The organism is Borborobacter arsenicus, from assembly GCF_003934165.1.
In the GTDB taxonomy this organism is placed as follows: domain Bacteria; phylum Pseudomonadota; class Alphaproteobacteria; order Rhizobiales; family Rhizobiaceae; genus Pseudaminobacter; species Pseudaminobacter arsenicus.
In genome coordinates this window covers 1-24,468 of the sequence record NZ_RKST01000044.1, presented here as the reverse complement: position 1 = coordinate 24,468, position 24,468 = coordinate 1, and the positions used below count along the sequence as shown (strand labels likewise).

The window sequence follows — 24,468 nt, the reverse complement described above, 5'->3', positions numbered from 1 at the left end:
GGGCCGATCAACGCCCACTCCTCGTCCGTCACACCAATCCGTTCGCCCAAGGCTGCCTCCAAATAGCAGCCTTGAATCAAAACAGGAGTCCCCAGTCAACCTTTGTCCACGAGCGCTAGAAAAAAGAAAGAAGCCCGCCGCCTTGGGCGAGACGACGGGCCAGGTTAGCTGAGTGTGCAACCATCATGGACATGGCCATATAGCAATTTTGCTCACCGTCTCCCCGAACATGACGATACCTGCCAGATCTCTACTTCCATTAGATGAGGCCGCAGAACGTTTTCCCGGCTAACACCTTGACGGCAGTTTTTCAGATCATAACGGCCTGGTCGCCAGTGGCATATGCCAGAGGGGCCCGGCGTGATGCCCCCTAGATTCGCCGGGCTCCACCCTATTTGACTATGCTCACGACGACGACCTCACCGTCGCCCATTTCCGCCATGCACAGGAGAGGCAGATGAGCATAAAGGTGAATATGCCGCGGGGGAGTGATGAGAAGGTCAGCCCCAGCTCGGTATATGTGATCCGGGACGCCACCGACGTTGAGCGGGACGAATCGCCCGAAGCTGTGAGTTGTATTTGGGGCGCTGGATTTCGAATCTTCCCAGCAGACTCTTTGATGGTATTGATTGATAGATTTTCGGAGCTGACACTCGCCCGACTGACATCTCCCGGCGGCATGGCGATGCTGATAAGTGCAGAACAGGTAGATGACTGCGAGGACCGCGCCGCTCTTCTTGACAACGAGAAAGCTAAATCGATGCTTTTGTTCGGAACAGGAGCCAGCGCGCCTCGGATACGCGTGAGAGAGACAAAAGCTGATTTGGTTGCGATTTGGACCAAGCTTGGCCTGTCTACCGAACCATTTGAGTAACGAAGGAAGTCGCTGCTGCTGAAATCATGCCTTCTGCGCAGCGCTCAGGGCGCGCATCGCTCGATGCCTTCGATCGCCCTTCAAGGGTGTCATCGGCCCGCTCGGCAGCTCGATCGGGCCGCTTGTCATTTCTGCGGCCGCGATCGAGAGTATCACAACGGTCGAGTTCGAAAGCGCGTATGAGCGATGCGCAGCGAGCCGACGAAGAGGGACGCCGCCTCGACAGTCTCATCCAGGTCTGCCTGAGGTCTGCCGGTCCGATCAACTCCGAGCCAAGGAATTGAACAACGTCAGCACAGGCCCTGCCCGCTCCCTTCTTTTCTAAAGCGTCGCAATGACCCGCTCGACTTCGGCGGCGATGCGCAGCAGCCGGGCATCGTCGCCATAGGCGGCTGCGAGTTGAAGGCCGATCGGCAGTCCGTCCGAGTTGAACCCGCAAGGCAGCGTGATTGCAGGAAGGCCCGACTGGTTGAACGGTGTCGTGAACCGGGTGAGCGCGGGGTGGAGCGGTCGTCTGATGCCATCGATGACGACGTCGGTGGCACCGATCTCGAGAGCCGGAACTGCAACGGTTGGCGTGATCAGCACATCGACCTCGCTGAACGCCGCCTGAAGCACGTCGCGAAGAACCGTGCGCATCCTTTGTGCCTTGATGTAGTCGACACTTGCCAGGAACTGCCCAACCTCGAGGCGAACCCGGACATCTTCACCCAGCACTTCCGGTTTTTCGATCAAAGGCAGCCAATAGGCCTGGGAAGCCTCGGCGGTCACGGTCTGTACATGGATCGGCAGGCAGTTTTCGACACCATCAAGCCTGGTCGAGATAATTTGGTGGCCCTGGTCACCGAGCGCTTCGATCACGCGTTCGATCCGCCCGATGATCTCGGAGTCGACCTCGTGGTAGAAATGGTTCGCCGGTTTGCCGAAGCGGATGTGGCCTGCCTTGAGGTTGGCTTCCGGAACGTAGTCTTCCGGCGCCTTGTCCGCCATCACCGCAAATAGCAGCGCCACGTCGCGCACGTTGCTGGCGATAGGCCCGAGATGGTCGAGCGACCAGGCGAGCGGCATCACTCCGGCCCTGCTGATGCTGTCATATGTCGGCTTGAAACCAGTCACGCCGCAGAATGTCGACGGGATGCGAATCGATCCCGACGTGTCGGAGCCGACGGCGATCGGCGAAAGGCCGGCGGCGACGGCGGCTGCCGATCCCGAGCTTGAACCGCCCACGATGCGGTTGGGATGATGCGGATTGCCGACCCGGCCGAAATGCGGATTGATCCCGGTCGCGCCGTAGGCAAGCTCATGTAGATTGGTCATTCCGCCAATCAGCGCGCCGGATGCACGCACCTTGGCCACAACTTCGGCATCGTCGTGTCCGGTGCTTGCCGCCATCGCGCGCGTGCCACCGGTACGCGGATAGCCGCGAACGAACATGTAGTCCTTGACGGGCACAGGCACGCCGGCCAGCGGCCCAAGGTCTTCGCCCTTTGCGATCCTTTCATCGAGCTCGCGCGCCTCCTTGCGGACCAGATCGGCATCAAACGTGGTGAAGAAGTTCATGTCGGCAGTGGCTTCGGCCCGCTCGATATAGGCCTGCGCGATCTCGGACACGGATATCTGGCGCCGACGAACTTTTTCTGCCATGCCGCGCGCCGTGTCAGAGGCGGCTTCCGCCACAGGTCCGTCGGCGGGTTTTGGAGCATCGGGCCGCTGCGGCCGTGGCGCGGTCGAGATCAGCTCCGCCTCGACATGCGGAGCGGCCATGAACTCCTTCAATTCGAGTTCATTCACGCGCAGCCGCTCTTCCCATTGTGGAATCCGCTCAAGGAAACCGAACTCTCGGAATTCGGCGATCGCCCTCAGTATTTCGGGCATTTCTTTGCTTTTCCACATAGTCATATCCCTGATCCTTGAAAGTCCGGTCAATTGCGCGAGGAAGAGCTGGCAAGGAAATCCAGCAGGTGCTTGTTATAGTATTCGGGCTGTGTCTGCGGGCAGAAATGGCCGCCCGTCGCGAGCGTGACGACCTTGGCGTCGCCAATGCCTGCGGCCAGTTCGTCCCACAGATAGCGAGGCGTCACAGCATCGTCGAGCGCGCCGATGATGAGGGTCCGTGCGCTGATCCGGGACAGGAAACCGCGGGAATCGAAATCCAGCAACGCATTAATGCGGTTGGAAATCACCTCGACCGTGCCGCTTTCGCCGGGCACCGTCGGCGTGAGGGCCTCGGGGTTGCGTTCGAAATACCAGGGAGGATACCGCAGCAGGCGCCCAAACTGCTCGTATGCCTCGATGCCCACGCTCTTCAGCACTGTCTGCCTGAGCTTGAACAGGCTTCTGAAATAAGGATCGCCATATGCCCAGGATGCGCTGAGAACGAGATCACCGATGCGCTTGGGGTGCCAGGCAGCGATGGTCTGGGCGATCACCCCGCCGGTGGAATGGCCGAGGATGGACGCAGTGTCGAGGTGCAGATGGTTCATCAGTTCCAGCACGTCGTCCGCCATCAGCGCGACGGAATACTGGCTGGTCGAAGTCTCGCTCCGCCCCGTGCCGCGATGGTCATGGACGATCACTCGGAACCTCTGCGCCAGGCATTCGATCTGGCTCCGCCAGAACGCCCCCACGCCACCAAGGCCCGGTATAAGAAGCAAAGGTTCTCCGGCCCCATGCTCCTCGTAATACAAGCGACCGTTCTTTATTTCCGCAAAAGGCAAAGCACTCTTCCTGATCTTTTAGCCTGTCCGTGCGCGGAAGGCTCGAGACACGTTCTCTCTGTGGGTGTGTCCCTGTCTGGTTTCGATCAATCGCTTCCCGACCGCGCCGGCGTCAGCGGAACAGATTGGGTAGGAACAGGACGATCGACGGAAACGCGATCAGCACCACCAGCCGAAGGAGATCGGCAATGATGAACGGCGTCACTCCCTTGTAGATTTCCCAGAGATCGGTGTCCTTCGAGATTCCCTTGATGACGAACACGTTCAATCCGAAGGGCGGGGCGATCATCCCGATTTCAACCGTCATCGTCACGATGACGCCGAACCAGATCGGGTCGAATCCGAGCTGCGTAATGATCGGATAGATGATCGGAATGGTGACGATGACGACCGCCGTCTCGTCCATCACGCACCCCAGAAGCAGCATGACCGCGAGGATCACGGCAAGCGTGCCGTAAGCCCCGAGATCGGCCGCAATCAGCAATTCCGCGACCTTCTGCGGCGTCTGGGTGATGGTGAGAAAATAGCCGAACAGCAGCGCGCCGGCGAGGATAATGAGGATTGCCGCCGCCGTGCGCACGCTTTCGGTGAGCGATGAAGACAGCCGCTCCATCGAGAAATCACCGAGCGTGAAGGCGATGATGATGGCGCCCGTCGCGCCGATGGCGCCGGCTTCGGTCGGGGTGAAAAAGCCACCATAGATGCCGCCGATGACCAGCACGAAGAGCAGCATGATAGGGCTTAGCTTGGTCAGGCTGAGCATCCGTTCGCGCAAGGGCGGAACGAAGCCCGACGGCGCATCCTGGGGCCGGACCATCAGCCAGATCTTGGCGGTGGCCATGTAGAAAAGGATCGCCACGATCCCCGGCAGGATACCGGCCATGAACAGCAGGCCGAGGCTCTGCTGGGTGAGCAGGCCGTAGATCGCAAGCGCAATGGAGGGAGGGATGAGGATGCCGAGTGTGCCGCCAGCGGCGATGACGCCGGTTGCGAGGCGCTGCGAATAACCATAGCGCTGCATTTCGGGCAGGGCGACGCGGGTCATGGTAGCAGCCGTTGCGGCCGAGGATCCACAGATCGCCGCGAACCCGCCGCAGGTTGCGATCGTCGCCGCCGCCAGGCCGCCCTTGAAGCCGCCGAACCACAATTGCGCTGCCCGAAAAAGATCGCCGCTGATGCCGGAGCCCACCGCAACCGCACCCATCAAGATGAACAGCGGGATGAGGCCCATCGTGTAGTCGGAAAAGGTGGCGATGATCGAATGGGAGACCAGCCGGAAATGCCGGCTCGAAGCCGGTAAGCAGGCCAAATCCCAGCATGCCGGAAGCACCCATTGCAAGTCCGATGGGCACGCGCAGCGCGCACAGCAGGAACATCGCCCCGAAGCCCACGGCCATTACGAGATTTGTGTCGGTCATTTTATGTCTCTGACGATCTGAGGATCGAGTATTCCCGGCAGGTCAGATTGCCTGTTCGAGGGGGTGTTCCTGGAGGGCGCGCGTCGAAGGCCAGATCATCTGCGTCAAGAGAATGATGACTGCGGCCACCGTCCCCAGCCAGGCTGCGAACTGAAAGCCCCAGACGGACACGCCAAGATCGATGGTGAGGATGCCGGCCCGCATCGTATCCAGCACCTTGAACCATAGCGCTACCGAGTAGCTGCCCATGATCAGCAGGCTGAGCAGCGTGCCGATGCGGGTCAGGATTAATTTGGCGCGGGTGCTCATACGCCCCCACATCACGTCGAGGTAGATGTGATCGTTGTAGTAGAAGGCCGCTGCCACGCCCCAGCAGACGACGATGCCCAGAAGCATGCGCGATATTTCATACTCGTCCGGCACAGGTGTGTTGATGAGATAGCGTGACACCGCCGAAACCGTGGTAAGAAACGCCATGAACAGCAGCAGGATTGCAGGAATGGTTTCCAGCAAGAGCTTCCATTTGCGCATGGCGCTTCTCCTTCCCTGGTCGATAGATGGCTATCAGTAGGCGGCTTTGTACTTGGCAAGCAGGTCGGTCAATTCACCAAACACCTTCTCGCCTTCCACGCCCTTGGCAGCCACGTCCTGCGCCCACTTTGCCTTGACGCCTTCAGCGAGCTTCTTCCACTCCTGCAGGTTCTCGTCCGAGATCGGATTGATCGTGTGCTCCGAGTTCTGCAGCAGGACACCGCGGCCTTCATACTCGTAGTCGGTCCACGCCTTGGGCAAGCGTTCCGACCAGTCGGCGTTGCAGTGGCTGTCGACCACCGCCTTCTGTGCATCCGACAGCCGGTCGTAGGAGCTCTTGTTGATCAGGATCGCCGTGCCGAGCGAATAGAGCGTCGTATCCATGTGGAATTTCAGCGCCCGGTCGGCACCGAGCGCCTGCACGAGCTTCCAGGGGAACGAGATGGCATCGACGACGCCGCGCTCGACGGCCTCGGCAGCGTCGTTGGCTGACATCTGCACCGGCGAGGCGCCGGCGAGGCGGTAAAGCTCCGCCGCCATAACGTTGGGAGAACGGATCTTCAGGCCGGCAAGATCGGCCGGCACTTCGATCTTCTTCTTGGAATGGATGGTGCCGCCGCCGTCATAGAACATGGCGCAGACCTTTACATCGGCCATCTCGCTGGCCGCGTAAGACTGGTACCACTCATACAGCGCGCGCGAGCCCTTGCCGTTGTCGGAAACCATGAAAGGAATCTCGGCCGCTGACACGATCGGGAAGCGGCCTGGCTCGATACCGACGAGATAGAAGGCAATGTCGACAATGCCGTCGCGGGCCATATTGTAATGGTCCTTTGCCGGACCAAGCTGCTGCGCCGGATAGATCTCGATATTGATGGACCCTTTCGACGCCTCGGCAATCGACTTGGCCCAGGGTTCGAGAACGCCATAGTGAAGCGCGTTGTTGGTCGGCAAATTGTGTGACAGCCGCAGCTTCACCTCTGCGTCTTCGGCAAGCGAGGAAGCTGACGTTGCGACCACTCCGACAAATGCGGCCGCAGCCGCACTGATGATGCTTTTGGAAACCTGCACGAATTACCTCCCTGTCCGGCACATGTCGGGCCGGCCACTAATACAATCTTGTTAGTTCCGTAATACGAAACTTTGCTATTGACTACCGGAACAAACTAAAGTTCATTCTCATTTAGCGTCAAGCGGTTTTTTTGAGGTCAAGCCTGCTGGACCAAACATGGAGGGGGAGATGACAACAGATGCGGCTGGAGGGCGCGACCTCCTGGAGCGACAGTTGCAGCTCATCGAGTTGGTCGCGCGTCATCCGGCAGGCCTTTCCTTCAGCGAGATCCATTCCGCATTGGGCCTGCCCAAAGCGACCGTTCACCGATTGCTTGCCAGCCTATCGAAGGCTGATTGCATAAATTTCTCCGGCTCCGGTTCTGACGACGGTGATGTAGCCGCGGGCAAGGGCCGGCGCCATTACGTGCTTGGTGGGCGCATTCGCCGCTTGCTCGGCAGTGCGGTGGACCCGGACCAGATCGTGTTGCTGTCGCAGGTGGTGCTGCATCGCCTGGCCGAAAAATTCAAGGAAACCGCTTTTCTGTCCATGCTCAGGGAAGACCGCGTCGAGACCGTGGTGATGGTCACGCCCGCCAAGGATGCGCATGGCTTCGTCAATCCAGGCCGCGTGATGCCACCGCATGCCGCCGCGTCGGCGAAGGCGATTTTCGCGTTTCGAAGCGAGCATGAATGGGACAGGGTGCTGAGCGGCCCCCTGCCCGCCCTCACTGACCTGACGCTCACTTCTCCCACGCTCGTCAAACGGGAATACCGGTCCATAAAACAGGTCGGCATTGCCTATTGCCGCGAGGAAATCGACCGTGGCCTGATGGCGATCGCGGCCCCGGTCCACTTGCCGCAGATCGGCGTGATTTACGCCGTTTCCATTGTGGCCCCGAGCAACAGGATCCGCGAACATGACGAAGAACTGGTCGAGGCGGCGCTGCTTGAAGCGGCAAACGAACTGTCATCGATCTTCAGTGACAAACTTGGAACAGACGGAAAATGAGAAGACCCGTTGCGATCATCGGCTTTGGCGGCATCACCCGCACGCTGGTCAGCGCCATCCAGCCCGATGCGGAGGATTTTGAGGTCAAAAATATCCTCGTGAGGGCGGGGTACCTCGACAATCCCGACTATCGCTGGGGCAACGCCAGGTTCATATCGTCGATCGACGAACTGGATGCGGATGTTGAACTCGTCATAGAGGCGGCAGGGCATTCGGCTGTCCAGCAGTTCGCGCTCGACGTGGCCCGCAGCGGCCGCACCCTTGCAATCGTCTCCTCCGGCGCCTTGGCCGACGACGATCTACGCGGCGAATTGCTCATGAGCGCACGCAGTCACGAGGCAAGTGTCCATGTTGTCAGCGGCGCTATCGGCGCTCTCGATGCCCTGTTGACGGCCCGCGCTGCGGGGAAGCAGTCGGTGCATTATGAAGGGATCAAGCCAACCAAGGCGTGGCGAGGAACCCATGCAGAACAATGCGTGGACCTGGACAAGGTGGAGGAGCCGACCAGCTTCTTCACAGGCACGGCCCGGGATGTCGCCAGGCTTTATCCGAAGAACGCCAATGTGGCTGCAACCATCGCGCTCGCGGCAAACGGATTCGACGAGACGACGGTCACCTTGGTGGCCGACCCTGGCGCCAGTCACAATCGGCACGTCGTCGAATCCCAAAATACGCTGGGTGGATTCCGGTTTGAAATCACGTCGCTCCCAAGCGCGGACAATCCACGAACCTCCGGCAGCACGGCATTCAGTATCCTCGCCTATTTAAGACAAGGGACAAATATGGTTTCCTTGTAGCTGCTTGACCTATGCGCTTTAATGGCACTCTGGAAACGGCGGTGATAGCAGCGGGCCGGGCAATGTATCCATATCGGTGCGGAAGCTCCTACCTTCTTTTGAATGATTCTTGGAAGGGTGGATCCCAAGTCAGTCGCGGCCATACGTCTTTATATCGCTGACGCCAAGCTCCAAGAGGAAAGCACTGTTTCCACGTCATTCCTTCAATGCAGCAGCGTGTTGAGGAAGGTGCGGGCTCGGAGATGGCTGGGTGTGGAGAAGAAGGTGGCCGGGGCGGCCTGCTCGACGATGCAGCCCTGGTCCATGAACACGACCTCGTCGGCAACCTCGCGGCCAAAGCCCATCTCATGGGTGACGCAGATCATAGTCATGCCGTCATGGGCAAGGGCGGTCATGACGTCCAGCACCTCCTTGATCATCTCCGGGTCGAGCGCTGAGGTCGGCTCGTCGAACAGCATCAGGCGCGGGTTCATGCACAGCGCGCGGGCGACGGCCACCCGCTGCTACTGGCCGCCTGACAGCTGGGTCGGATATTTGTGCGCCTGTTCGGGAATGTGGACCTTCTCGAGATAATGCTGCGCCAGCCCCTCGGCTTCAGCGCGGGAGAGGCCCGCCACCTTGCGCAGGGCGAGCGTGCAGTTGGAAAGCACGGTGAGATGCGGAAACAGGTTGAAGCTCTGGAACACCATGCCGGTCTGCCGGCGGGCGAGCGCGGTGAGCCTGGCATTTTCGCCGAGCCTTGTGTCGTCAAGCACGATGGTGCCCTACTGATAGCCCTCCAGGCCATTGATGCAGCGGATCAGGGTCGACTTGCCCGAGCCGGACGGTCCGCAAATGACGATGCGGGACCCCTGGCGGACGGTCAGGCTGATATCCTTCAGCACATGGAAGGCGCCGTACCATTTGTGCAGGCCAGTGATCTCGACGGCGCGTTTCTCAGGCGTGTCGGGCATGAAGAGACGGTCTTTCTGGAAGGGAAGGTTCATGATGCTCATGCTCCAGGGGCTGTTCATCTCGCCGTTGAGGCGGCCAGGCGTTTTTCCAGCCATTTGACGCCCTGGGAGATCACCAGGGCCAGGGCGAGGAAGATGATGCCGGCAATGGTCAGCGGCTCGGCATATCGATAGGTTTCGGAGGCGATATCTAAGGCCTCGCCCAGCATTTCGGGACGGCCAGAACCGCAAGGTAGGGCGTCGATTTGAGGATCGAGACGAAGTAGTTGGCCTGGTCGTCACCGGTGACGAACGGCTCGGCTTTTTCGACGTCCTTTGCACTGCCGTCCTTCAAAAGGCCAAGCGCGGTGGGCATCCGCGGCAGATGCCAAGACCCTGCTGAGGCGCGACCTCGATGGCGAACTGCAGTTCCATCGCGTCGGCAACAACAAACGGCGCCGACCACTCGGGCCTGATAGGACCTTTGAACCCGCTATGAGCCGTGAAGACCTCATCCTGAGGCTCGAAGAGGTCTCTGCCAACATCGAGAACGTGCCGCTCAACGAGGTTGCCACGCTATTGCGCCGCGCCGCGATCCGACTACGCAACCTGCCGCCGATCGACGACGAGACCGAGAGGGAGTTTCGCGCTCTGATGGACGATATGATGAATCCGGACCAGCCCGCCTAATCAGTCGCACCGAGGAACCATCTTTCGACCGCGGAATTGATTTCCGGCGGCGGCAAACTGGGAGCACATAGACATGGCCAAAACGACCAAGGCAGGCGGTAAAGAGGCGTTGAGCAAAAAGGGAAGCGAATCCGCCAAACACCTTCAAACGTCGAAGCCTGAAGCAAAACCAAAGCTCCAAGCAAGAAATAGAGAGCAGCACGCAAAAGAGCCCCCGTCATGAGCAGCCGGGACGATACGCTGAGCGACACCGCTACGGCTCGATCTTCACGAAGGTCATTTGCGAGATCCGCTCAAGGAGTTCTCCGCAAGTTTGACTTATCCTTTTGGAGGATCCCATTCATCGGATGTGCGTATCACAGGTATCAGCCATGTGTGCCAAAATTGGACTGCGGCAGACCCTCCAACGGAAAACCGTGCCGGCTGGCTCGACGACCCAAGCCCCCCTCGCACGCGCCAGCCGGCTTTAGTCCGCGGAGGGCCGCAGCTTACGCGCTCCGTGCGATCTGAGAGCAGGCAAATGGCCGACGACAAGAGTAAGCGAGAAAAACATGAGCGCCCCCCATTAGCTCATGATGACGACTACGGGTTCCGCCATCTCGCTGAAAGGAATGGAATAACGACGGATCAGGTCCGCGGGCTGCTCGATCGCCACGGCAATGATCACGACAGGTATAGTAGAGAAACCGACAAGCCCAAATAAGCAAAAGGCCCGCTGAGGAGAAGCACAAGCGCTATGCTAAATGCGACCTGCGCACCGCACGGACGAAAGAGATCAAACCGGCGCGATCGATGCAAGCTTCCGCTTGCTTGAGGCTCACCCATCGGCGAGAGCGCTCCTCTTGCTCCGGCCATTTCGAAAGTTGACGTCGAACTCGCATCGCAAACATCGTCACAGCAACAGGCGCAGATACAGTTCCGAAGCATTTTCGATAGTGATAGTGTCCAATCGGCTTCCTGTGCAGATTTCCGACCACGCCGGCCTCTTCCACGGTCTCCTGTGCCGCAGCGGCCTTCTTGTTTTTTCCTTTCATCTTCCAGCCCTTGGGGAAGATGAAGCGCTTCTTTTTCCGCGAGGTCACGAGCAAGACTTCGAGTTGTCCGCCTTTTCCCATCCGGTAGGGTAGCGCGCCAACCTGAGATAGCGGCTTGCCTTGAAGCGCCAACGTTTTTGCCTTTTGCCGGTTCATGACTAACGGTTCTGCCCTGTTCAAATTTACAGTCTTGCGAACAACCTCGAACGGCGGACATTGGTTCCGCAGACGACGACACTAGAGTTGGGCCAGTCCCAGGCGAATATGATTCGCTTAGTGGCCGGAAAGCGCGCAAAATGCGGGATGGCCAAGGGCTATCTCGATGGTAAGCTGGAATGTGCCGACTGCGGCACGATCCGGATGCTGATTCCCCAGAAGGCCGATGGAAATACCGAAATCCATTGCAGCATTTGCGGCCGGCTTCTGGGAAGCTGGGGAGACTTGCAGGATGAGTTCGCCCGAGAGGCTGTCGATGGTGTCTTTGAATTGAAGGGTGGGCGCATCAAGCGCACCGGACAGAAGCGTCCGACGCGGTCGGAGGAGTGAGCCGTGACCAGCTACCCAAAAAGAAACCTTCTCCCCGATCACATCCGCAATGCCATCAGAGCATATCTCCGGAAAGCCTCACCAGATCGGCCGGTGGTCATCTCCAGCGTGATGAGAGAAATCCGGACTCTTTCGGAACCGGAATTAGCGGACGACGAATTGAAGATCAATATTGCCACAGAGGCACTCGAGGCGGGCCTCAACATCCATTTTGATGGCCCAAATGAATGATGGCCCGCCGCTGGTAAATCGAGGCGGGCCAAACGAAAACGTCAATCAGCCCAAGTCTCGCAGGCGCCGACGCTCCGCCTCTATTTCATCATCGCTGTAGTCGGGTAAGGTGTCGTCGAAACCAGTCCAGCCTTCGTCTAGATAGCGATCACGACGCCGAGCAATATCAACCGCTCCAGATGACAAAATGGCGCGCGCCGTTGGGGCAAGTTCGTCAGGTACACGCGCGCTCACCAGGGTTCCGCCGCGTCGCAGCCCTTCGGCATAAACATGGGCATCCCCTTCATCCACACCGTCGTCCGTCAGCGCTCCGATCAGTCCACCCGCGACCCCACCGGCGGCGGCGCCGGCGGCTGCTCCTGCCAATGTCGACACAAGCCATCCCGCGGCAACGACCGGGCCGACGCCGGGAATGGCCATGAGACCGAGCCCCGCAAGCAGCCCACCGGCGCCACCTGCCGCAGCGCCGAGGCCGGCACCTGTCGCCGCGCCCTCGGACGCGCTGGAATCATCGTCCTCGTTGCGTCCGACGATGCTGATGTCGTCGCTAGCAATGCCTTCATTTTCCAAGGCGGATACCGCGCGGCGCGCCTCGGCATGGGTGTCAAATAGTGCTGTAATCGTCTGCATCTGAGTTGTCCTTGTTCGGGGGCAAGATCGGCGAGTTTACTTGCTGCCGCCTTCCGTTACGTTCCCTTGGTAATCGAGGGCGACTTCGACGGCGGTTCCGGATTTTTCAGCCTTGGCACGCCAAATGCCATCTTCGCCGAGCTTGAGATCAGCGATGCTGCTATATCCCTTTTCTTCAAACCGCTCCCGTGCCTGGTCCTCGGTGAAGCTGTTCTCCCCCGCGACCGGGGCTGTCGGATTGGTGGTCTCTGGAGTTGCCACGGCCGGCGTCTCGGGGTCGGTGGTTGTCGGCGTAGTTTGGGCATAAGCAGCCCCGCTGAGCGCAACCAGGGCGCATAGGGTCATTATCTTGTTCATGTGGTCACTCCGTCGTGAGGCTTCGAGCGGAGGTAACGGGGCTTTGGCCAATTGGTTCAGTCGGCCAGACCGGAACTTAAAAAAAGTACAGCTCAGCGCGTGCTCTTGAGGTACCAAGGGTCGATGATTATCAAGCCCGCTCGTGCCGGGCCATGGCGTCGATCAGCCCTTCTTCATCGCAGACGCCGAACTGGAAAAGCCGAATTAAAGTGGCGGCTGTGGTGTCGCGGTCCATAGCGGTACGTTCATGCGTTGGACCTTGGCAAGCACGCGGGCCAGCAAGGCGAGGTCTTCTGGCGCCAGATAAGGAGCGGAGAATGCGGTGCGAAGCATAGCTTCCTCCCCAGATTACGGGCGGAAGCTTGATTGTCGCTCACAGCCGACGCCGGCCATTTCAGTTACCGTCGATAGGATGAACATAGCGCAGTTCGTGGGAAGGGCGAGTCACCGCCGGTTGCATCTCGACACGAAAAAGCCCGCCACCTTTGGGGGTGACGGGCATCTTGAAGTTTGGGTTCGCTATCGGAGCATGAACATGACCGGCAGCTAAACACCACAGCACAAGTTTTGTTCCCCTCAACATCGAAAAGCCCCGCCGCCTCATGGGGATCAAAGGCGGCAGGGCTCCTGACACAAGGCGGTCTGGCAAGTGTCAGCGCGGATTAATGGCTGAGATCGGATTTCGTTCCGGTTGGGAGGCCCTACTTCCGTACTTCAGCTGTCAATACTGGTATTCTGGGATGGAACGCCGATCATGCTGCACCGTCCGGTTCGGTATCGTCGTCCAGCATATGCACCGGCAAGTAGGAGTTCACCTCCATCCATTCCTTGACGATCAGTCGGATCAGATCGTTCCGGCCGATGCTCAGTTCAGCTGCGATTGATTGCAGCACGTCTTCCCAGGCGGGATCGAGAAAAACCTGGGATGTGTTTCGAAGCTTCCTACGGCTCACGGGTCAAGCACCCGCTTAAGATCGGCAGGGACAAGGGCCGCGACGGCTTCCGTCAATTCTACACGTGCCTGCACGGCGTCGGCGCGGGCGCCGATGGTTTCGCCGCGATACCAGAGGGTGACAAGGCCGATTACGAGGAAAGCCAGCAGGACGATGCCGGCGAGGATGAGGCGAAGTTGTCTATTCTCCAATCTCGCGGCCAGAACGCCCTCGCCACCGCGACGATGGGTGTATGCGGCTCGCACGGAGAATTGCGTTGCCCAGGCTCCACCGCCGGGCACCGGATTGCCGAATTCATCTGTCGCCGCCTGCTTCTTCTGGCAGGCGACACGGTAATAGAGATCGCCGGCACCGAGTTTTGCCGCCATGTCAATTTCCCAAAGGCTGGACTCCCCATGCACCCGGTGCTTTGATCGGCGCGGGCTTGGAGGAAATGATGAAAATCTATCGGCTGCTTTTCGCGGCAGCCTTCCTTATTGGCGGACTGTTACCCGCCTACACTGCATCAACAACACTGATCGACAGACCGCCTATTCCGTGGACCGAGAAGCCAAAGCCGGTTCAGGGATGCTGCAAGACCTGCTCCAAGGGGAAGGCCTGCGGGAATTCATGCATCGCCAGAGACAAGAACTGCCGCAAAGGCCCAGGCTGTGCTTGTGATGGGTAGATCGTAGGAATATCCTACGTCATGGCTACGCCGCTCCCTCATGAAATTCCAGTGGCACTCGATGACGAGATGCTGGTTGCTCTCGACAACTGGCGAAGGGAACAGAACGGCGTTTTAAGCCAAGCCGATGCCATTTTGACCCTATTGCGCGACCAACTACGGGCATTAGGCTATCTTCCGGTGGATCAGGAAGGCACCCGTCCCGAGGACCTCAACGCCAGCAACGACGACTGACCTTTCGTGCGGAATTTCATACTCGTGGGAGAGAACTTGTGGTCTAATCCGCCGCCCTGCCGAAAGAGGAGTTCCCCATGGCGACGAGCGTGAAAGAGATGATGGCCGCCGCGAATTCTGTTGTGCCAAAGATCACACGGGATGAAGCACGTAAGCTGATTGCAGACGGTAATGCTCTGGTGGTTGATGTCCGTGACGCACCAGAAGTCCAGGCAAGCGGCAAGGTCAAAGGAGCGGTCAACGTCTCTCGTGGCATGCTCGAGTTTCGCGCCGACACCGATACGCCCTATCACAATCCCGAGTTCCGGAAGGATCGTCCCATCATCGTCTATTGCGCTTCTGGCGGCAGATCGGCCCTCAGCGGCAAGGTGCTGCAGGATATGGGCTACGAGCGCGTCTACAACCTCGGGGCCTTTAAGGATTGGGCCGAGAACGGTGGTGAGGTCGAGAAAGCCGGCTAACTCAAGCTCCTCGCCGGTGATTGCAGAGCAGGACGTCGAGAACAGTCCAATTCTCACGGGGAGCGTTGTCGCGGACATGGTAGGCGCTGTCGACGAACACCAACATGGCGTGACTGACCTCCTCAGGCACCGCGCCACCAAAGACCGCCGTGACAGTGATGCGCGAGCCGGGCAGAATACCCGGCCAGGATTGTCCCGGCTTGAGCGCGATCGACGGCTCCAGGCCGTCCTTGTGTTCCTCATAGACCGTGGCCGCGAGTGTCTGCGCCTCGCCGGCAGCATCGACATAGCCGATGGACGTGACGGACTCGAGCGGCCCCGCGAGCATCCTATATCAAGCATCAGTCACTGGGCATGCCGGTTTCCGTGGATTTGAGCAATGGTGAACTGCAAAGCTGGTGGGACAAGGGCAAGAAAGCCTATTACACAAGGACCGGGCAGCTCAAGTTCTCCTGCGCGTCCTGCCATGAAACGGCCATGGGAAAGCATATTCGTGCGGATCATTTAAGTCAGGGTCAGATCAACGGTTTCCCGACTTACCGCTTCCAGCAGGCAGCCATGGTTTCGCTTCATTCGCGCTTCCGTGGTGGTATCCGCGACACACGGGCGGAAATGCCGGCGGCCTTCTCGGATCAGTTGATGGCCCTCGAGCTCTATGTGACATGGCGCGGAACCGGTCTTTCTGTGGAGACGCCCGCCGTCCGGCACTGAATCTGAATGGATACATCATGAACTGGAGATGACGGAGCTTACCGCTGCGTCATCTCCGAGCGGTTGGGGGCACAAAGACAATCGCGTCGAGACCGCTGTTGCCGCCGCCTATGCTGCGGCAGAGGCAGTAAAAAGTGCGCACTCGTAAGAAGCGGTGATTGACGGCTTTAGCCCCCGGCGCGATGGTGAATCGAGAGAGGGCGAGATGGTTGACTGGCTGGCTACGGTAAAGGAGCAGGGCGAATTCGCAACCAGCATGGCAAAGAAGGTCGCCGAGGCGCTTGCCCATCCCGAGTTGACAATCGATCAGGCGGGCCAGATTTGTGCGATGGTCGAGAAAGCCGCTCAACGCTTCGAACAGCTGGCCGGAGAGATGGACGAGTGTAATCTCGACGAATCGCTGTACGAAGTCGCCGAAAGTATCGAAGATGTCTGGACGGCTGTTTCGCTTGCTGCTGTGAACAAGATCAGGACGATGCAGGGCTTCGAACCTATTGAGGACGGCGCGCGCCGCTATGACGAGGACCATTAAGACCGATCCTAAATACGTCGTCGAGGACCGGAGGGGAAAGCCTTGGAGGCCAGAGCGCTCGATGAGTATGGCGCGATCCGAACGCTGATCGTCAGCGGCGACGTGCCTGAATGGAATGGCTGAAGAATGACCGCATCCGGCCGGCAGATTACCGGCAATTGCACCGAGGCAATCCTGGTGACCGACAATGCCGCCCATGAACCGGAATCCGACCAGTTTGAGGAAGTCTTTGACCGTGCGTTGAAGAAGAGCGCCGACGCGGAAGGACGAGCAGCCCTCCGCGGAGGGCGCACAGTGACCGGCCTCACAGATGAAAAGACTCTTGATATTCGCCGAAAGGTGCAAGCCAAGCTTCGAGCTTTCTGGACACCGGAGCGTCGCAAGGTGGAAAGCGAAAGAGCCAAAGAACGCTGGAAACTTCGTAAGTCGCCGCCGCACTAGTTAGCTTGGAAACAACGGTTTTCCTTCCGAGGTGAGGAAGTCTATCGCAGCCTCTTCTGTCTCGAATACGAAAACGCACGGCTCATCATCAGACCGGAACAACACGGCCAAGTATGGCAAGCCGCGCACCGGAGGTTGATAAACCACGTATTTGGCGCCGGGATTTCGTACAGCCTGCCAATCTTCTCGCATTTGACCATTGTACGCCAAGAAAGCACTTGCGCGAATTGTCCAAAGGGGAGGATTGTCAAAGACAAACCGCCTTGGACCCGCTCTGATATGGCAGGGTTGAGGTCATGTTGGTCAGCGCCCGGCGGCCCTGTTCGTTTGAATGATCCATCGCACATCTAATAGCGGATAGGCAATCTCGCGGGCGGGCTGGACGTCAGTTAAGACTGGCAGCTTCGGAAAAAAGAGTGGGATGCCTCTCCATCCGACCCGATCATGGAGCGGTCAAGCGCCGACTTCGAAGAGAAGCCAGACCCCTGGCGGGCAACCATCATGTCCTGCAGCTCAGATCCTTTGCGTGCCAGTGCTTCAGCACTACTTCGCCGGGCCTCACCTGGGGCCGGAGACAGTATCCTTTGCTTGACAAGCCCTGCCCCAAAAGAGAAGCCCACCCAAGAGCGTGGCTATTGGGCGGGCAATTGCTTGGCAACCTCCCGGTCGGAGTTGCCTTGGGCACAGCCTTTAACTGAATGGCGGGAGCTTTGTTCCTGTAGACGCGAAAAACTCCCCTCCCTGAAATGGGCGCATGTCAGCGGCAAGGAACGGCACGCAGTGCAGCACTTAGGCTGCCCTCATCCGTAACGCCCGAGCAAAACAGCGCAAGGGCGCGGATAGCCAATGTATCGAATTCGCTACTTTCGGCAGCGAACCTGCGTTCTGCAGAAAGGTGGAGCAGAACCCGTTCAATCAAGGCCAGATCAACAGGCTCCAGCACGCCATTATTCCGCGGATAGCGGTAGCCCATCGCTTTCTCCATTTGAGGCGAAAGTGCGATGGTCGCTTTCAAGCGTCCGTGTGCCGTGGAAGATCGGACGACTTGACATACTTACGTCATCTCCGAGCGACGCGCATTAAACTAAGACACTCCCGCTGAATATAGTCTCAGCCAATCGGTGCGGCCCGTGAACCGAGGCGGCGCCAATCATGGGCACGGCATGGCCGAACACCCACGGCCGCGCTGCCGGCCCTATCCGCAACCAACGCTGATCGATGAGGGCAAACCTGATCTGTTCATAGCCTTCCTCGGCGGACGCGGAACGGCCGATATGGTAAAAAGGGCTCGAAACGCGGGCATACCAGTCAAGGAGATCAAGTGAGGCTACCATGGACGCCAGACCAGCCATAGCCGTTGAAGTCTACCGCACCCTTGAGGCTCTAGGCGCTGATAGCGAACTGCTGAGCATCATCGGCGCATGGGGAGATACCCGAGACGAGAAATGGGTGCTGGAGCAGTTGCAGCGGTATAATGAGCGGAAGGGGAAGAAGCCTATCCACCCCTCGCCTTGGCATACGGATTAGGCGCACTCCAGAAAAAGGTAACCAGCGATTACCTTTTAGCGCAGAACGAACGAAAAGCCCGCCGCCTCCTGAGAAGCGACGGGCTCTGCGACGGACGGATTTGCGTGCCGACCCGGGTCAGTCAGTCGAGTATGTGCACGACCTTTCGGGTTTCCGGTTCGATTAGCACTGTGCGTCCATCCATGACGACGTACTGATATTGTCCTTCGAGCGTGTTGTCGGCTAGTTCGCCGGGCTTGAGAATGTCGGGGATAATTGCACCAACCACCAGTTCGAAGTTGGAAGGACGATCAACGACCACAGGATTGGTTTTCACGTACTCTCGGATCACCGTTTCCTGTTCAGGGGTCACTATGACCGTCTGAGACGCCGCGAATGCGGTTCCGGCGAGTAGGATGGTGATGGCAAGGGTGTTTCTGAAGAACATCTCGAACTCTCCTAAGTTGACGTGCATCAACCCCTTTCGAGAGAAACAGTTCCCCTCAGCTCCACAACGCAAAAAAACCCGCCCCGGCGAACCGAGGCGGGCGATTACCTAGCCGATGCAAGACGCAGGAGTTGTGACCCTCCGCGGCGAAAATGTTTGGTCGTTACGCTGAGCGCTTCCCTCCGATGATAGACGGCTCACTGGCAAGTTTTCGCCGGAGCAAATCCATCGGACCATCTGGCCTATGCAAGGCAAGCGGCAAGCCGAGCACCTCCGTCATCACCGCTTCGTCGATTTGTTTACGCACTGAGTCTTGATGCAGCTCGTTTATTGGGAGCATTGGATCTGCACTGAACGTATCGAAAATCGCAGAGGCCCTCTTCAAGATGGACGGCGAAAGAGCATCAATATCGAGAACAGGCATGCTTACGAGCATGTTCTTGCCGATGTTGCCACGACCAATTTGCTGCCGATTTGAATGCCACCAATGAATCAACAGACCGAGACTGGTATTACCCCAGAGAACGAGGGCTTTCTCATGATCGACACTCTTCAACTTCATTGATAGCCAAGCTCGCCCGCCGATTGTTCGGCGGGGCGTAAATTGCATAGCTGTTGATTGGCTATTGAATTGGAAGTTCACATTGAAGTGGCTTTGAGACGCCGTCGCCCATAGGCTTTCAACTTTACTATCGATCAGGCTTTGCTCCGCATCGTTGCAGCTGAGCCGGGGAATGCACTCCGCTTCTGCCTCGAACAGCATGGTACGCTCCAAGTCTGCATTATGCTCCCAAAGAACGGGATAAGTAGGTACCGAGCCGGATTGAACAGGCAGCTTATCGAAGGGGCCACGAATTCCCCCCCTTGCTGTACGTCCATTTATGTCGGCGTGGTAAGGCCCAATGACCGCGAGAGCACCGATTGATGTCATTTTAAGATTGGTGCGGTCGCTTTTTGCCATTCCTGGGAAAAGTAATCGGCCGTCAATGAGAGCATGCAACATCTGTGCAAGGGTAAAATCTCTCACGCGCGCAAGATTCCAACCCGCGGGGAGTGCTGCACCGATTGCCTGCCCCACGAGCTCACTCCCCAACGTTATTGGCGAGCCTCCTACAGGTCCATCCTCCACCTTCCGCAGGAATCCGGTTTCGATGGCTTTTTGAATTTGAACGGCGATGTTCGTCCCCGACATCGTTGTATCCGGTCTCTCGTTGAGCGTAACAAATGTTGCTCGCCTTGCTCCACTCTTCCTCTTAACGCCGACCAACAGGCATTCAGCCATACCGGTGTCGGATGAAAACGAAACGTCCGTACCGCCAACACCAGCATTTGTAACCAAGATCAGGTCGCTATAGTTGCGAGTGACAAGCGCGCGCGTTTCAGCCCAGGAATCTCCGAGCATGAAACTGAGAGGCAGGACCATCGCGAGCGTACCTCCCTCCTTCAATTTGCGATCGGCAAGGGCGACGAATAGCGAGGCTTCTCCTGCGTTTCCGTGATAATTCGTTCCTGCCGACAGCTTCGCCGCCGCCTTTGCCATAAGCTTCTGCGTTTCGTCGTCTGTTTGGAACGCGGCAAACATTGGATTTCGCACGCCAATCTTATCGGACTCGTGTCCGGTTGGGCGCGTGAACGGTGGGTTCATGATCACAAGATCAAAGCCATTGTGCGGTAAGGAAGACCAAGGCTCTAACGTGACTTCGCCTGTGCCCTGTGCCGCCTTTGCGGTTATTGCGAGAATTTCAAACCGACGTTGAGCATCCATTAGATCCCATGACCCCAGGGCTACTTCGCCGTCTGGCAAGCGACCATAAGCCAATGTGATGATGGAACTCTCGGTATAAGTTTCTGTTGGATGGACGCTCGAAAGGCTGGCGGCTGTCAAATGAGCCGCCGCCGGCAACACATCACATCCGACGAGAGATCCGCCCATCATGCTACGGTGCAAGTCCTGAGCGTCGCCACCGGCCAATTCATGAAACTGGCCGATACGTTGATAGGCCGCCGAAAGCAACGTGCCGGTCCCACAAGCAAAGTCCGCTACTCGCAGATGTCTCAAAGCATCACCTGCCGACCACTTGTCACCAGAGGGCGTCTGCTTTTCGTTGATTGCTAGAGACGCGAGGAGGGCCGCGGACGGTGGCGTCGTATAATATGCTGCAAGGAATTTGCGGTCAGCGATCAGCCTTTGGAACACGGCCCCGGTGAGGTCATGAGACCGCATCAAGCGGTGTTCCAACAACCTAGCCGCTGTGACGGCCAGCGTTTCTACGATCGCTCGGCTAGCGACGCCTGGTGTGTGCTCTAGCAGCCGTCTGGCGATATCGAAGATCGACCAGTAGTTAACGGAAAGAATTTTTGACCATTCAGCCAGCAAACCTGCCTTTGTTAAACTCCATGAACCTTTCAGTTCTTCGAGTGATCGCACGTCCCGCAGAGCACCGGGGCCGCCCGCAAGGCTTTCGTGAAAGACGAAAGCATTCGCCAATATGGCAGCTGCCATTCGCAAGGTCTGTTCTCCGCTTTCCTGTCTTAGCTCCTCACCAATTTTGGCAATGGCTCCGGGATGCGAAACAGACACCTCTGCGAGCAAACCCGCCGCAGCGCGAATGCCGGCGATCAGTTCGTCGGCAGCACGATCAATTACTTCAGGCGGGACCGCTGCTGCCTGAGTCAATATGGATAGATCGGCGATATTCCCGGTAATCCACCGGTTACGCGGCCATCGCGAAGCGCTGTCTGGCGATGATCCAGTGTATACGGCCATTTCGTAATCAGTTGCCGTCAAAAGCTCTCGGGCCAGGTCCGCCCCGTCAAGCAAACGGAACCTCTTGGGTACCCGAAGGGCTATTGAAGAAAGAATCGCGCGTCCTGATAGTGCGACATGTGATCCCAAGCGGGAACGCGCTTCAGGTTCTACCGTGGCAGCGGGAACCACTTCCGTTTCAATCACAACAGGAGAGACATAAGGTTCGAGAACAAGAATATCCGGGCGATGCGCCGCACCGCGGAGCATACCAGTGTTTTCTGAACGAATAACGCCTGCGTCCCGCCAAGCACGGCGGCTATGACGCAACACGAGTGCTAGCGCGTCATTTATCGTATGCTCTGTTGTCGCCATTGGTAACCTCCCACCGTAACTTCACCAAATAGTTGTAGGAAGTTAGTGAAGATGGCGTTAACCATAAAGAACACTGGGACCATTGATTTTTTGAGTTTTACTATAATCGAGGCGATCTTTTCGGTGCTCTTGCTACCTAAGCCGCTACTTTATTCGTGCGCACTTGTGGTACTGATCAGTCCAGCGCGGGCAACGTGGGATACAGGAGTGCAGTGCATGGGATCGCTCAGGACGCGCGCCCGGCACGCCAGGATAATGGGCAGATTGCACCTGGAACCACACACGGCTATCTTGCTGCGCACCTACGACCCAACGCGGCCCATATCTTCTTGCCAAAGGTCACCAGCAGCCCGCCGACTGATGCCGCGACGAAGCTGATCAGCATGATTGCGCCGACGCCGCGCTCTCCGAACCCGCCGGCCCTCTACCTCCATTGGATGAGGCGGTAGTACATTTTCCAGGGTAACATCCCCGCTTCGTATCTTGCAGGATAGTGCTTCTGGCCGTCAGTGGCTGATGCCAGATAGGGCTCGGCGTGATGCCCTCGCAACATTTCCGCCGAGCCCTCATGGCCGCTCATCTCCCGATGCCTTCGACCTCTCTTTCAGCGTGGCGATGTCTTCCCGGATCGTGGTCAGCGTCATGAGCACCTGGTTCTGAAACGAGGCTGACGAGCCGACCTGCTTTTCGATGGTCTCGAGCCGCAACTCGTGGCTGTCGACCGTGCGCACAATGTTCATGTAGGCCACGAACACCGAGCCTACGAGCGCCAGGATCGTGAAGACGTGGCCGAGGTTGAAGGATGGGTCAAATCTCATTCTTGGCATTCCGTCTCACCACATCTGCCAGATGGAAATCAGCGACGCGAAGATCGCCAACGCTGCGATTGCGAAGGGCCAAGTCATTTCCGGCTCCACTTCGTCGCAACGTCCTTGATGGTGTGCCCGCCGAGATATAGCCCGAGATATGCAGCCGTCAGCGTCATCAGCGTGCCGGCATCAACGATATCGATTGAGGCGCCAGTGATCGCGTTGGCGAGCGGTACGGCTACGATCAGCCACAACCAAAAGAAACCGATGAGATACATCCACGCCGGCCGCCATGCCCAGGTCCATGTCTGTTCCTTGGCCATCTCGGCAAGCTGCAGCTCGTTTGAAAGGCGTTGGCTCTCGACATAGGCAAGAACCAGATCGGCGGCGATAGGTTCGCTGGCGATGATCGCTTCCTGCACGGCGGTAGGATCACTTTCGGCAATGCTGGGAATGTCGTCTGCTGGCACGCCAAGCTTGCCGGCCACGGTATCGATGACCTCGCCGGCCAGCTTGCCACCATCGCCGAGCTTGTCGGCCAGGATCTTCTTGATGAACGGCACAGCAAGACCGGCCGCTGCGTCGAGGATGACCGCTGCAATTGCGCTCATGGCTTAGCTCCTGAAGATGATGAACAGAACGACCGCCACGGCGATCAATGCGAAAGCGGCGAGGATGGAGCCGGAAGACCGTGCCTTCGACGCAGGTGTGGGCACTGGCGCAGGAGACCCCCCAAATGGGGGCTGCGGTGCTGGCTTGGATGGTGCGGGACCAGGCGCGGGCTTGCTGGCGGCCGCCCTCACCTTGTCCAAAATCGCCTCGACCTTGGCAGGCGTGGTCAGAACCTTATTGACCCCATCGCCGCGATAATAGCTGTCGCCTCTCTCCAGTTTGCGGTGAGCGCCCATAGTGGCTGCCAAAACCGGCAGCGACGCCCATTCCTGCGCCAGCCGCTTGCCGAATTCGGTGCGGCTGATCTTGCCGGCCATGAACGCCTCATAACCGCGGCGCGTGAGCAGATGATAGGCAAGCCGGTCCTGCAGGTTGGCGTCGAATATCTGATTGCCGCCAAGGCTAAGCTCGCGTGACAGGTCCTGCAGGGTCGCCCGCATGAACTGATATCGGCCGGCCGCGCTGGAGCCATGGTTCTTCGACCAGGCTTTCTGCGCGTCGACCACGTCGCCCAGCGTCATCGAGGTGAGCGGCTTGGCAAGTTTGTGCTGCTTGTTCGCGTAGATGGTGCCGTAACCTTTCGGAGCTTCGATATCTCCAATAGAGTCAAGCAGCATCGCCGCGCCGGTGGACACGGTTTTGTCGATGTCGGTTTCCTTTGATTTTCCGGAAAAGGTTACGCTACGGTAGCAAGCTGCTCAGCGGCAGTATGGGCCCAGTCGCCTAACTCCCCCCAAGAGCCGACGGCTGGGCCCACCCTTTGCCGGGCAGAGTCGTGCTCGATTCCTTTCAGGATTTCAGATTGCTTGCGGTGTGAGGAGGATGCACCTACCGTGAGGTGTTGCTCTCAGTGTCAATCGGCGTGGTAACGGGGGTCTGACGCAAACTCGCTGCATCTTTGGCTCAGGCCGCGCCGATGAGACGCGCCTGGAGCAGATCGATCTTGGCGCGGCCGTACATCTGCCGCTTGATGAGTTTGAGCTTGGTGATCTGGCCTTCGGTCTGGCCGTTGGACCACGGAGAGATGATGGCGTTTCGGACGGCGGCGATATCCTTTTCGACGCCGTTCGCGAATGATCTGACGAGACTTGTCT

General features: G+C 58.5%; 32 protein-coding genes and 2 pseudogenes. 12 read left to right on the top strand and 22 right to left on the bottom strand.

Annotation, left to right across the window (positions count from 1 at the left end):
• Positions 1–457 precede the first annotated feature (457 nt).
• On the top strand, positions 458–874 hold the full coding sequence (locus EET67_RS23740; RefSeq protein ID WP_128628678.1) for a hypothetical protein: 417 nt from the start codon (positions 458–460) through the stop codon (positions 872–874).
• Positions 875–1,195: 321 nt separating this feature from the next.
• Here EET67_RS23740 and EET67_RS23735 read toward each other — a convergent pair whose 3' ends face one another.
• The 5 genes and pseudogenes from EET67_RS23735 to EET67_RS23715 all read right to left on the bottom strand — a co-directional run bounded on the left by EET67_RS23735 (position 1,196) and on the right by EET67_RS23715 (position 6,611).
• A complete protein-coding gene (locus tag EET67_RS23735) occupies positions 1,196–2,749 on the bottom strand; it encodes an amidase (protein WP_245451193.1) in 1,554 nt (517 codons plus the stop codon).
• A 47-nt stretch (positions 2,750–2,796) separates the two neighbouring features.
• Complete coding sequence (locus EET67_RS23730; protein ID WP_245451191.1) at positions 2,797–3,528, bottom strand: alpha/beta fold hydrolase; 732 nt, start codon at positions 3,526–3,528, stop codon at positions 2,797–2,799.
• A gap of 175 nt (positions 3,529–3,703) precedes the next feature.
• Positions 3,704–5,009 (bottom strand): annotated as a pseudogene (locus EET67_RS23725) (TRAP transporter large permease).
• A 42-nt stretch (positions 5,010–5,051) separates the two neighbouring features.
• Positions 5,052–5,540, bottom strand: a complete 489-nt coding sequence (locus EET67_RS23720; RefSeq protein ID WP_128628675.1) for a TRAP transporter small permease — start codon at positions 5,538–5,540, stop codon at positions 5,052–5,054.
• Positions 5,541–5,573: 33 nt separating this feature from the next.
• Complete coding sequence (locus EET67_RS23715; RefSeq protein ID WP_245451189.1) at positions 5,574–6,611, bottom strand: TRAP transporter substrate-binding protein; 1,038 nt, start codon at positions 6,609–6,611, stop codon at positions 5,574–5,576.
• Between the two features lie 169 nt (positions 6,612–6,780).
• Between EET67_RS23715 and EET67_RS23710 the strand changes: the two genes are divergently transcribed.
• Positions 6,781–7,602, top strand: coding sequence for an IclR family transcriptional regulator (locus tag EET67_RS23710; RefSeq protein ID WP_165900017.1), 822 nt, complete (start codon positions 6,781–6,783; stop codon positions 7,600–7,602).
• Entirely contained in the window at positions 7,599–8,399 is an 801-nt protein-coding gene (locus EET67_RS23705) for an aspartate dehydrogenase (RefSeq protein WP_128628673.1), read from the top strand. The genes EET67_RS23710 and EET67_RS23705 overlap by 4 nt, the downstream gene beginning before the upstream one ends.
• Before the next feature lie 203 nt (positions 8,400–8,602).
• Here EET67_RS23705 and EET67_RS23700 read toward each other — a convergent pair.
• From EET67_RS23700 to EET67_RS26210, 3 genes and pseudogenes are all read right to left on the bottom strand, one after another.
• Positions 8,603–9,385 (bottom strand): annotated as a pseudogene (locus tag EET67_RS23700) (amino acid ABC transporter ATP-binding protein).
• A gap of 23 nt (positions 9,386–9,408) precedes the next feature.
• Positions 9,409–9,561: an ABC transporter permease gene (locus tag EET67_RS23695; RefSeq protein ID WP_245451187.1), complete on the bottom strand. Its 153-nt coding sequence runs from the start codon at positions 9,559–9,561 to the stop codon at positions 9,409–9,411.
• A complete protein-coding gene (locus tag EET67_RS26210) occupies positions 9,543–9,707 on the bottom strand; it encodes a hypothetical protein (protein WP_245451185.1) in 165 nt (54 codons plus the stop codon). Before EET67_RS26210 ends, EET67_RS23695 begins: the two co-directional genes overlap by 19 nt.
• A gap of 119 nt (positions 9,708–9,826) precedes the next feature.
• Between EET67_RS26210 and EET67_RS23690 the strand changes: the two genes are divergently transcribed.
• Positions 9,827–10,021, top strand: coding sequence for a hypothetical protein (locus tag EET67_RS23690; protein WP_128628672.1), 195 nt, complete (start codon positions 9,827–9,829; stop codon positions 10,019–10,021).
• Between the two features lie 73 nt (positions 10,022–10,094).
• Complete coding sequence (locus EET67_RS25770; protein ID WP_165900016.1) at positions 10,095–10,244, top strand: hypothetical protein; 150 nt, start codon at positions 10,095–10,097, stop codon at positions 10,242–10,244.
• A 511-nt stretch (positions 10,245–10,755) separates the two neighbouring features.
• On the opposite strand, the gene EET67_RS23680 is transcribed toward EET67_RS25770, so the two are convergent.
• Positions 10,756–11,211: an NUDIX hydrolase gene (locus EET67_RS23680; protein WP_128628670.1), complete on the bottom strand. Its 456-nt coding sequence runs from the start codon at positions 11,209–11,211 to the stop codon at positions 10,756–10,758.
• Positions 11,212–11,298: 87 nt separating this feature from the next.
• Here EET67_RS23680 and EET67_RS23675 point away from each other — a divergent pair, with 87 nt between their 5' ends.
• Both EET67_RS23675 and EET67_RS23670 read left to right on the top strand, forming a co-directional pair.
• Positions 11,299–11,601 (top strand): hypothetical protein, encoded by a 303-nt coding sequence (locus EET67_RS23675; RefSeq protein WP_245451183.1) that lies wholly within the window; start codon positions 11,299–11,301, stop codon positions 11,599–11,601.
• A gap of 3 nt (positions 11,602–11,604) precedes the next feature.
• Positions 11,605–11,832, top strand: coding sequence for a P-loop NTPase family protein (locus tag EET67_RS23670; RefSeq protein WP_128628669.1), 228 nt, complete (start codon positions 11,605–11,607; stop codon positions 11,830–11,832).
• A 45-nt stretch (positions 11,833–11,877) separates the two neighbouring features.
• On the opposite strand, the gene EET67_RS23665 is transcribed toward EET67_RS23670, so the two are convergent.
• From EET67_RS23665 to EET67_RS23650, 5 genes are all read right to left on the bottom strand, one after another.
• A complete protein-coding gene (locus EET67_RS23665; protein ID WP_128628668.1) occupies positions 11,878–12,462 on the bottom strand; it encodes a general stress protein in 585 nt (194 codons plus the stop codon).
• Positions 12,463–12,498: 36 nt separating this feature from the next.
• Positions 12,499–12,819 carry a PepSY domain-containing protein gene (locus tag EET67_RS23660; RefSeq protein WP_128628667.1) on the bottom strand — a complete coding sequence of 107 codons (321 nt, stop codon included), beginning with the start codon at positions 12,817–12,819 and terminating at the stop codon, positions 12,499–12,501.
• 204 nt (positions 12,820–13,023) lie between these two features.
• The gene (locus EET67_RS26440; RefSeq protein WP_281011192.1) at positions 13,024–13,152 is read right to left on the bottom strand and encodes a hypothetical protein; all 129 of its coding nucleotides are present in this window, start codon (positions 13,150–13,152) and stop codon (positions 13,024–13,026) included.
• Between the two features lie 419 nt (positions 13,153–13,571).
• Complete coding sequence (locus EET67_RS23655) at positions 13,572–13,772, bottom strand: hypothetical protein (RefSeq protein WP_128628666.1); 201 nt, start codon at positions 13,770–13,772, stop codon at positions 13,572–13,574.
• A complete protein-coding gene (locus EET67_RS23650; RefSeq protein ID WP_128628665.1) occupies positions 13,769–14,140 on the bottom strand; it encodes a phage head completion protein in 372 nt (123 codons plus the stop codon). Before EET67_RS23650 ends, EET67_RS23655 begins: the two co-directional genes overlap by 4 nt.
• A 320-nt stretch (positions 14,141–14,460) precedes the next feature.
• Here EET67_RS23650 and EET67_RS23645 point away from each other — a divergent pair, with 320 nt between their 5' ends.
• Both EET67_RS23645 and EET67_RS23640 read left to right on the top strand, forming a co-directional pair.
• Entirely contained in the window at positions 14,461–14,673 is a 213-nt protein-coding gene (locus tag EET67_RS23645) for a hypothetical protein (RefSeq protein ID WP_128628664.1), read from the top strand.
• Between the two features lie 77 nt (positions 14,674–14,750).
• Positions 14,751–15,134 (top strand): rhodanese-like domain-containing protein, encoded by a 384-nt coding sequence (locus tag EET67_RS23640; RefSeq protein WP_128628663.1) that lies wholly within the window; start codon positions 14,751–14,753, stop codon positions 15,132–15,134.
• A gap of 1 nt (position 15,135) precedes the next feature.
• On the opposite strand, the gene EET67_RS23635 is transcribed toward EET67_RS23640, so the two are convergent.
• Entirely contained in the window at positions 15,136–15,462 is a 327-nt protein-coding gene (locus tag EET67_RS23635; RefSeq protein WP_128628662.1) for a hypothetical protein, read from the bottom strand.
• A gap of 26 nt (positions 15,463–15,488) precedes the next feature.
• On the opposite strand from EET67_RS23635, the gene soxA reads away from it, so the two are divergent.
• From soxA to EET67_RS23620, 3 genes are all read left to right on the top strand, one after another.
• Entirely contained in the window at positions 15,489–15,845 is a 357-nt protein-coding gene (soxA, locus tag EET67_RS23630; RefSeq protein ID WP_342634688.1) for a sulfur oxidation c-type cytochrome SoxA, read from the top strand.
• Positions 15,846–16,050: 205 nt separating this feature from the next.
• Positions 16,051–16,377 (top strand): hypothetical protein, encoded by a 327-nt coding sequence (locus tag EET67_RS23625; RefSeq protein ID WP_128628661.1) that lies wholly within the window; start codon positions 16,051–16,053, stop codon positions 16,375–16,377.
• 126 nt (positions 16,378–16,503) lie between these two features.
• Positions 16,504–16,818 carry a hypothetical protein gene (locus tag EET67_RS23620; protein ID WP_128628660.1) on the top strand — a complete coding sequence of 105 codons (315 nt, stop codon included), beginning with the start codon at positions 16,504–16,506 and terminating at the stop codon, positions 16,816–16,818.
• A gap of 757 nt (positions 16,819–17,575) precedes the next feature.
• Here EET67_RS23620 and EET67_RS23615 read toward each other — a convergent pair.
• From EET67_RS23615 to EET67_RS23585, 7 genes are all read right to left on the bottom strand, one after another.
• Positions 17,576–17,791 (bottom strand): hypothetical protein, encoded by a 216-nt coding sequence (locus EET67_RS23615; RefSeq protein WP_128628659.1) that lies wholly within the window; start codon positions 17,789–17,791, stop codon positions 17,576–17,578.
• Positions 17,792–18,466: 675 nt separating this feature from the next.
• Entirely contained in the window at positions 18,467–18,772 is a 306-nt protein-coding gene (locus EET67_RS23610) for a DUF1236 domain-containing protein (RefSeq protein ID WP_128628658.1), read from the bottom strand.
• 163 nt (positions 18,773–18,935) lie between these two features.
• Positions 18,936–21,893: a DNA methyltransferase family protein gene (locus EET67_RS23605; protein ID WP_128628657.1), complete on the bottom strand. Its 2,958-nt coding sequence runs from the start codon at positions 21,891–21,893 to the stop codon at positions 18,936–18,938.
• A gap of 566 nt (positions 21,894–22,459) precedes the next feature.
• Positions 22,460–22,711: a hypothetical protein gene (locus EET67_RS23600; protein ID WP_128628656.1), complete on the bottom strand. Its 252-nt coding sequence runs from the start codon at positions 22,709–22,711 to the stop codon at positions 22,460–22,462.
• 83 nt (positions 22,712–22,794) lie between these two features.
• The gene (locus tag EET67_RS23595) at positions 22,795–23,313 is read right to left on the bottom strand and encodes a 3TM-type holin (RefSeq protein WP_128628655.1); all 519 of its coding nucleotides are present in this window, start codon (positions 23,311–23,313) and stop codon (positions 22,795–22,797) included.
• A gap of 3 nt (positions 23,314–23,316) precedes the next feature.
• Positions 23,317–23,991 (bottom strand): hypothetical protein, encoded by a 675-nt coding sequence (locus EET67_RS25765; protein ID WP_245451181.1) that lies wholly within the window; start codon positions 23,989–23,991, stop codon positions 23,317–23,319.
• Positions 23,992–24,277: 286 nt separating this feature from the next.
• Positions 24,278–24,468: transposase (locus EET67_RS23585; RefSeq protein WP_133308886.1), on the bottom strand; the 191-nt coding region annotated here is incomplete at its 5' end.

Excerpts from the sequence above, each read along its gene's own strand:
- EET67_RS23740 (WP_128628678.1), top strand. The coding sequence starts at position 458 with ATGAGCATAAAGGTGAATATGCCGCGGGGGAGTGATGAGAAGGTCAGC.
- EET67_RS23735 (WP_245451193.1), bottom strand. The coding sequence starts at position 2,749 with ATGCCCGAAATACTGAGGGCGATCGCCGAATTCCGAGAGTTCGGTTTC.
- EET67_RS23720 (WP_128628675.1), bottom strand. The coding sequence starts at position 5,540 with ATGCGCAAATGGAAGCTCTTGCTGGAAACCATTCCTGCAATCCTGCTG.
- EET67_RS23710 (WP_165900017.1), top strand. The coding sequence starts at position 6,781 with ATGACAACAGATGCGGCTGGAGGGCGCGACCTCCTGGAGCGACAGTTG.
- EET67_RS23705 (WP_128628673.1), top strand. The coding sequence starts at position 7,599 with ATGAGAAGACCCGTTGCGATCATCGGCTTTGGCGGCATCACCCGCACG.
- EET67_RS23695 (WP_245451187.1), bottom strand. The coding sequence starts at position 9,561 with ATGCTGGGCGAGGCCTTAGATATCGCCTCCGAAACCTATCGATATGCC.
- EET67_RS26210 (WP_245451185.1), bottom strand. The coding sequence starts at position 9,707 with ATGCCCACCGCGCTTGGCCTTTTGAAGGACGGCAGTGCAAAGGACGTC.
- EET67_RS23690 (WP_128628672.1), top strand. The coding sequence starts at position 9,827 with ATGAGCCGTGAAGACCTCATCCTGAGGCTCGAAGAGGTCTCTGCCAAC.
- EET67_RS25770 (WP_165900016.1), top strand. The coding sequence starts at position 10,095 with ATGGCCAAAACGACCAAGGCAGGCGGTAAAGAGGCGTTGAGCAAAAAG.
- EET67_RS23680 (WP_128628670.1), bottom strand. The coding sequence starts at position 11,211 with ATGAACCGGCAAAAGGCAAAAACGTTGGCGCTTCAAGGCAAGCCGCTA.
- EET67_RS23665 (WP_128628668.1), bottom strand. The coding sequence starts at position 12,462 with ATGCAGACGATTACAGCACTATTTGACACCCATGCCGAGGCGCGCCGC.
- EET67_RS23660 (WP_128628667.1), bottom strand. The coding sequence starts at position 12,819 with ATGAACAAGATAATGACCCTATGCGCCCTGGTTGCGCTCAGCGGGGCT.
- EET67_RS26440 (WP_281011192.1), bottom strand. The coding sequence starts at position 13,152 with ATGCTTCGCACCGCATTCTCCGCTCCTTATCTGGCGCCAGAAGACCTC.
- EET67_RS23650 (WP_128628665.1), bottom strand. The coding sequence starts at position 14,140 with ATGGCGGCAAAACTCGGTGCCGGCGATCTCTATTACCGTGTCGCCTGC.
- EET67_RS23645 (WP_128628664.1), top strand. The coding sequence starts at position 14,461 with ATGGCTACGCCGCTCCCTCATGAAATTCCAGTGGCACTCGATGACGAG.
- EET67_RS23640 (WP_128628663.1), top strand. The coding sequence starts at position 14,751 with ATGGCGACGAGCGTGAAAGAGATGATGGCCGCCGCGAATTCTGTTGTG.
- EET67_RS23635 (WP_128628662.1), bottom strand. The coding sequence starts at position 15,462 with ATGCTCGCGGGGCCGCTCGAGTCCGTCACGTCCATCGGCTATGTCGAT.
- soxA (WP_342634688.1), top strand. The coding sequence starts at position 15,489 with ATGCCGGTTTCCGTGGATTTGAGCAATGGTGAACTGCAAAGCTGGTGG.
- EET67_RS23625 (WP_128628661.1), top strand. The coding sequence starts at position 16,051 with ATGGTTGACTGGCTGGCTACGGTAAAGGAGCAGGGCGAATTCGCAACC.
- EET67_RS23620 (WP_128628660.1), top strand. The coding sequence starts at position 16,504 with ATGACCGCATCCGGCCGGCAGATTACCGGCAATTGCACCGAGGCAATC.
- EET67_RS23615 (WP_128628659.1), bottom strand. The coding sequence starts at position 17,791 with ATGGGCTACCGCTATCCGCGGAATAATGGCGTGCTGGAGCCTGTTGAT.
- EET67_RS23610 (WP_128628658.1), bottom strand. The coding sequence starts at position 18,772 with ATGTTCTTCAGAAACACCCTTGCCATCACCATCCTACTCGCCGGAACC.
- EET67_RS23605 (WP_128628657.1), bottom strand. The coding sequence starts at position 21,893 with ATGGCGACAACAGAGCATACGATAAATGACGCGCTAGCACTCGTGTTG.
- EET67_RS23600 (WP_128628656.1), bottom strand. The coding sequence starts at position 22,711 with ATGAGATTTGACCCATCCTTCAACCTCGGCCACGTCTTCACGATCCTG.
- EET67_RS23595 (WP_128628655.1), bottom strand. The coding sequence starts at position 23,313 with ATGAGCGCAATTGCAGCGGTCATCCTCGACGCAGCGGCCGGTCTTGCT.
- EET67_RS25765 (WP_245451181.1), bottom strand. The coding sequence starts at position 23,991 with ATGCTGCTTGACTCTATTGGAGATATCGAAGCTCCGAAAGGTTACGGC.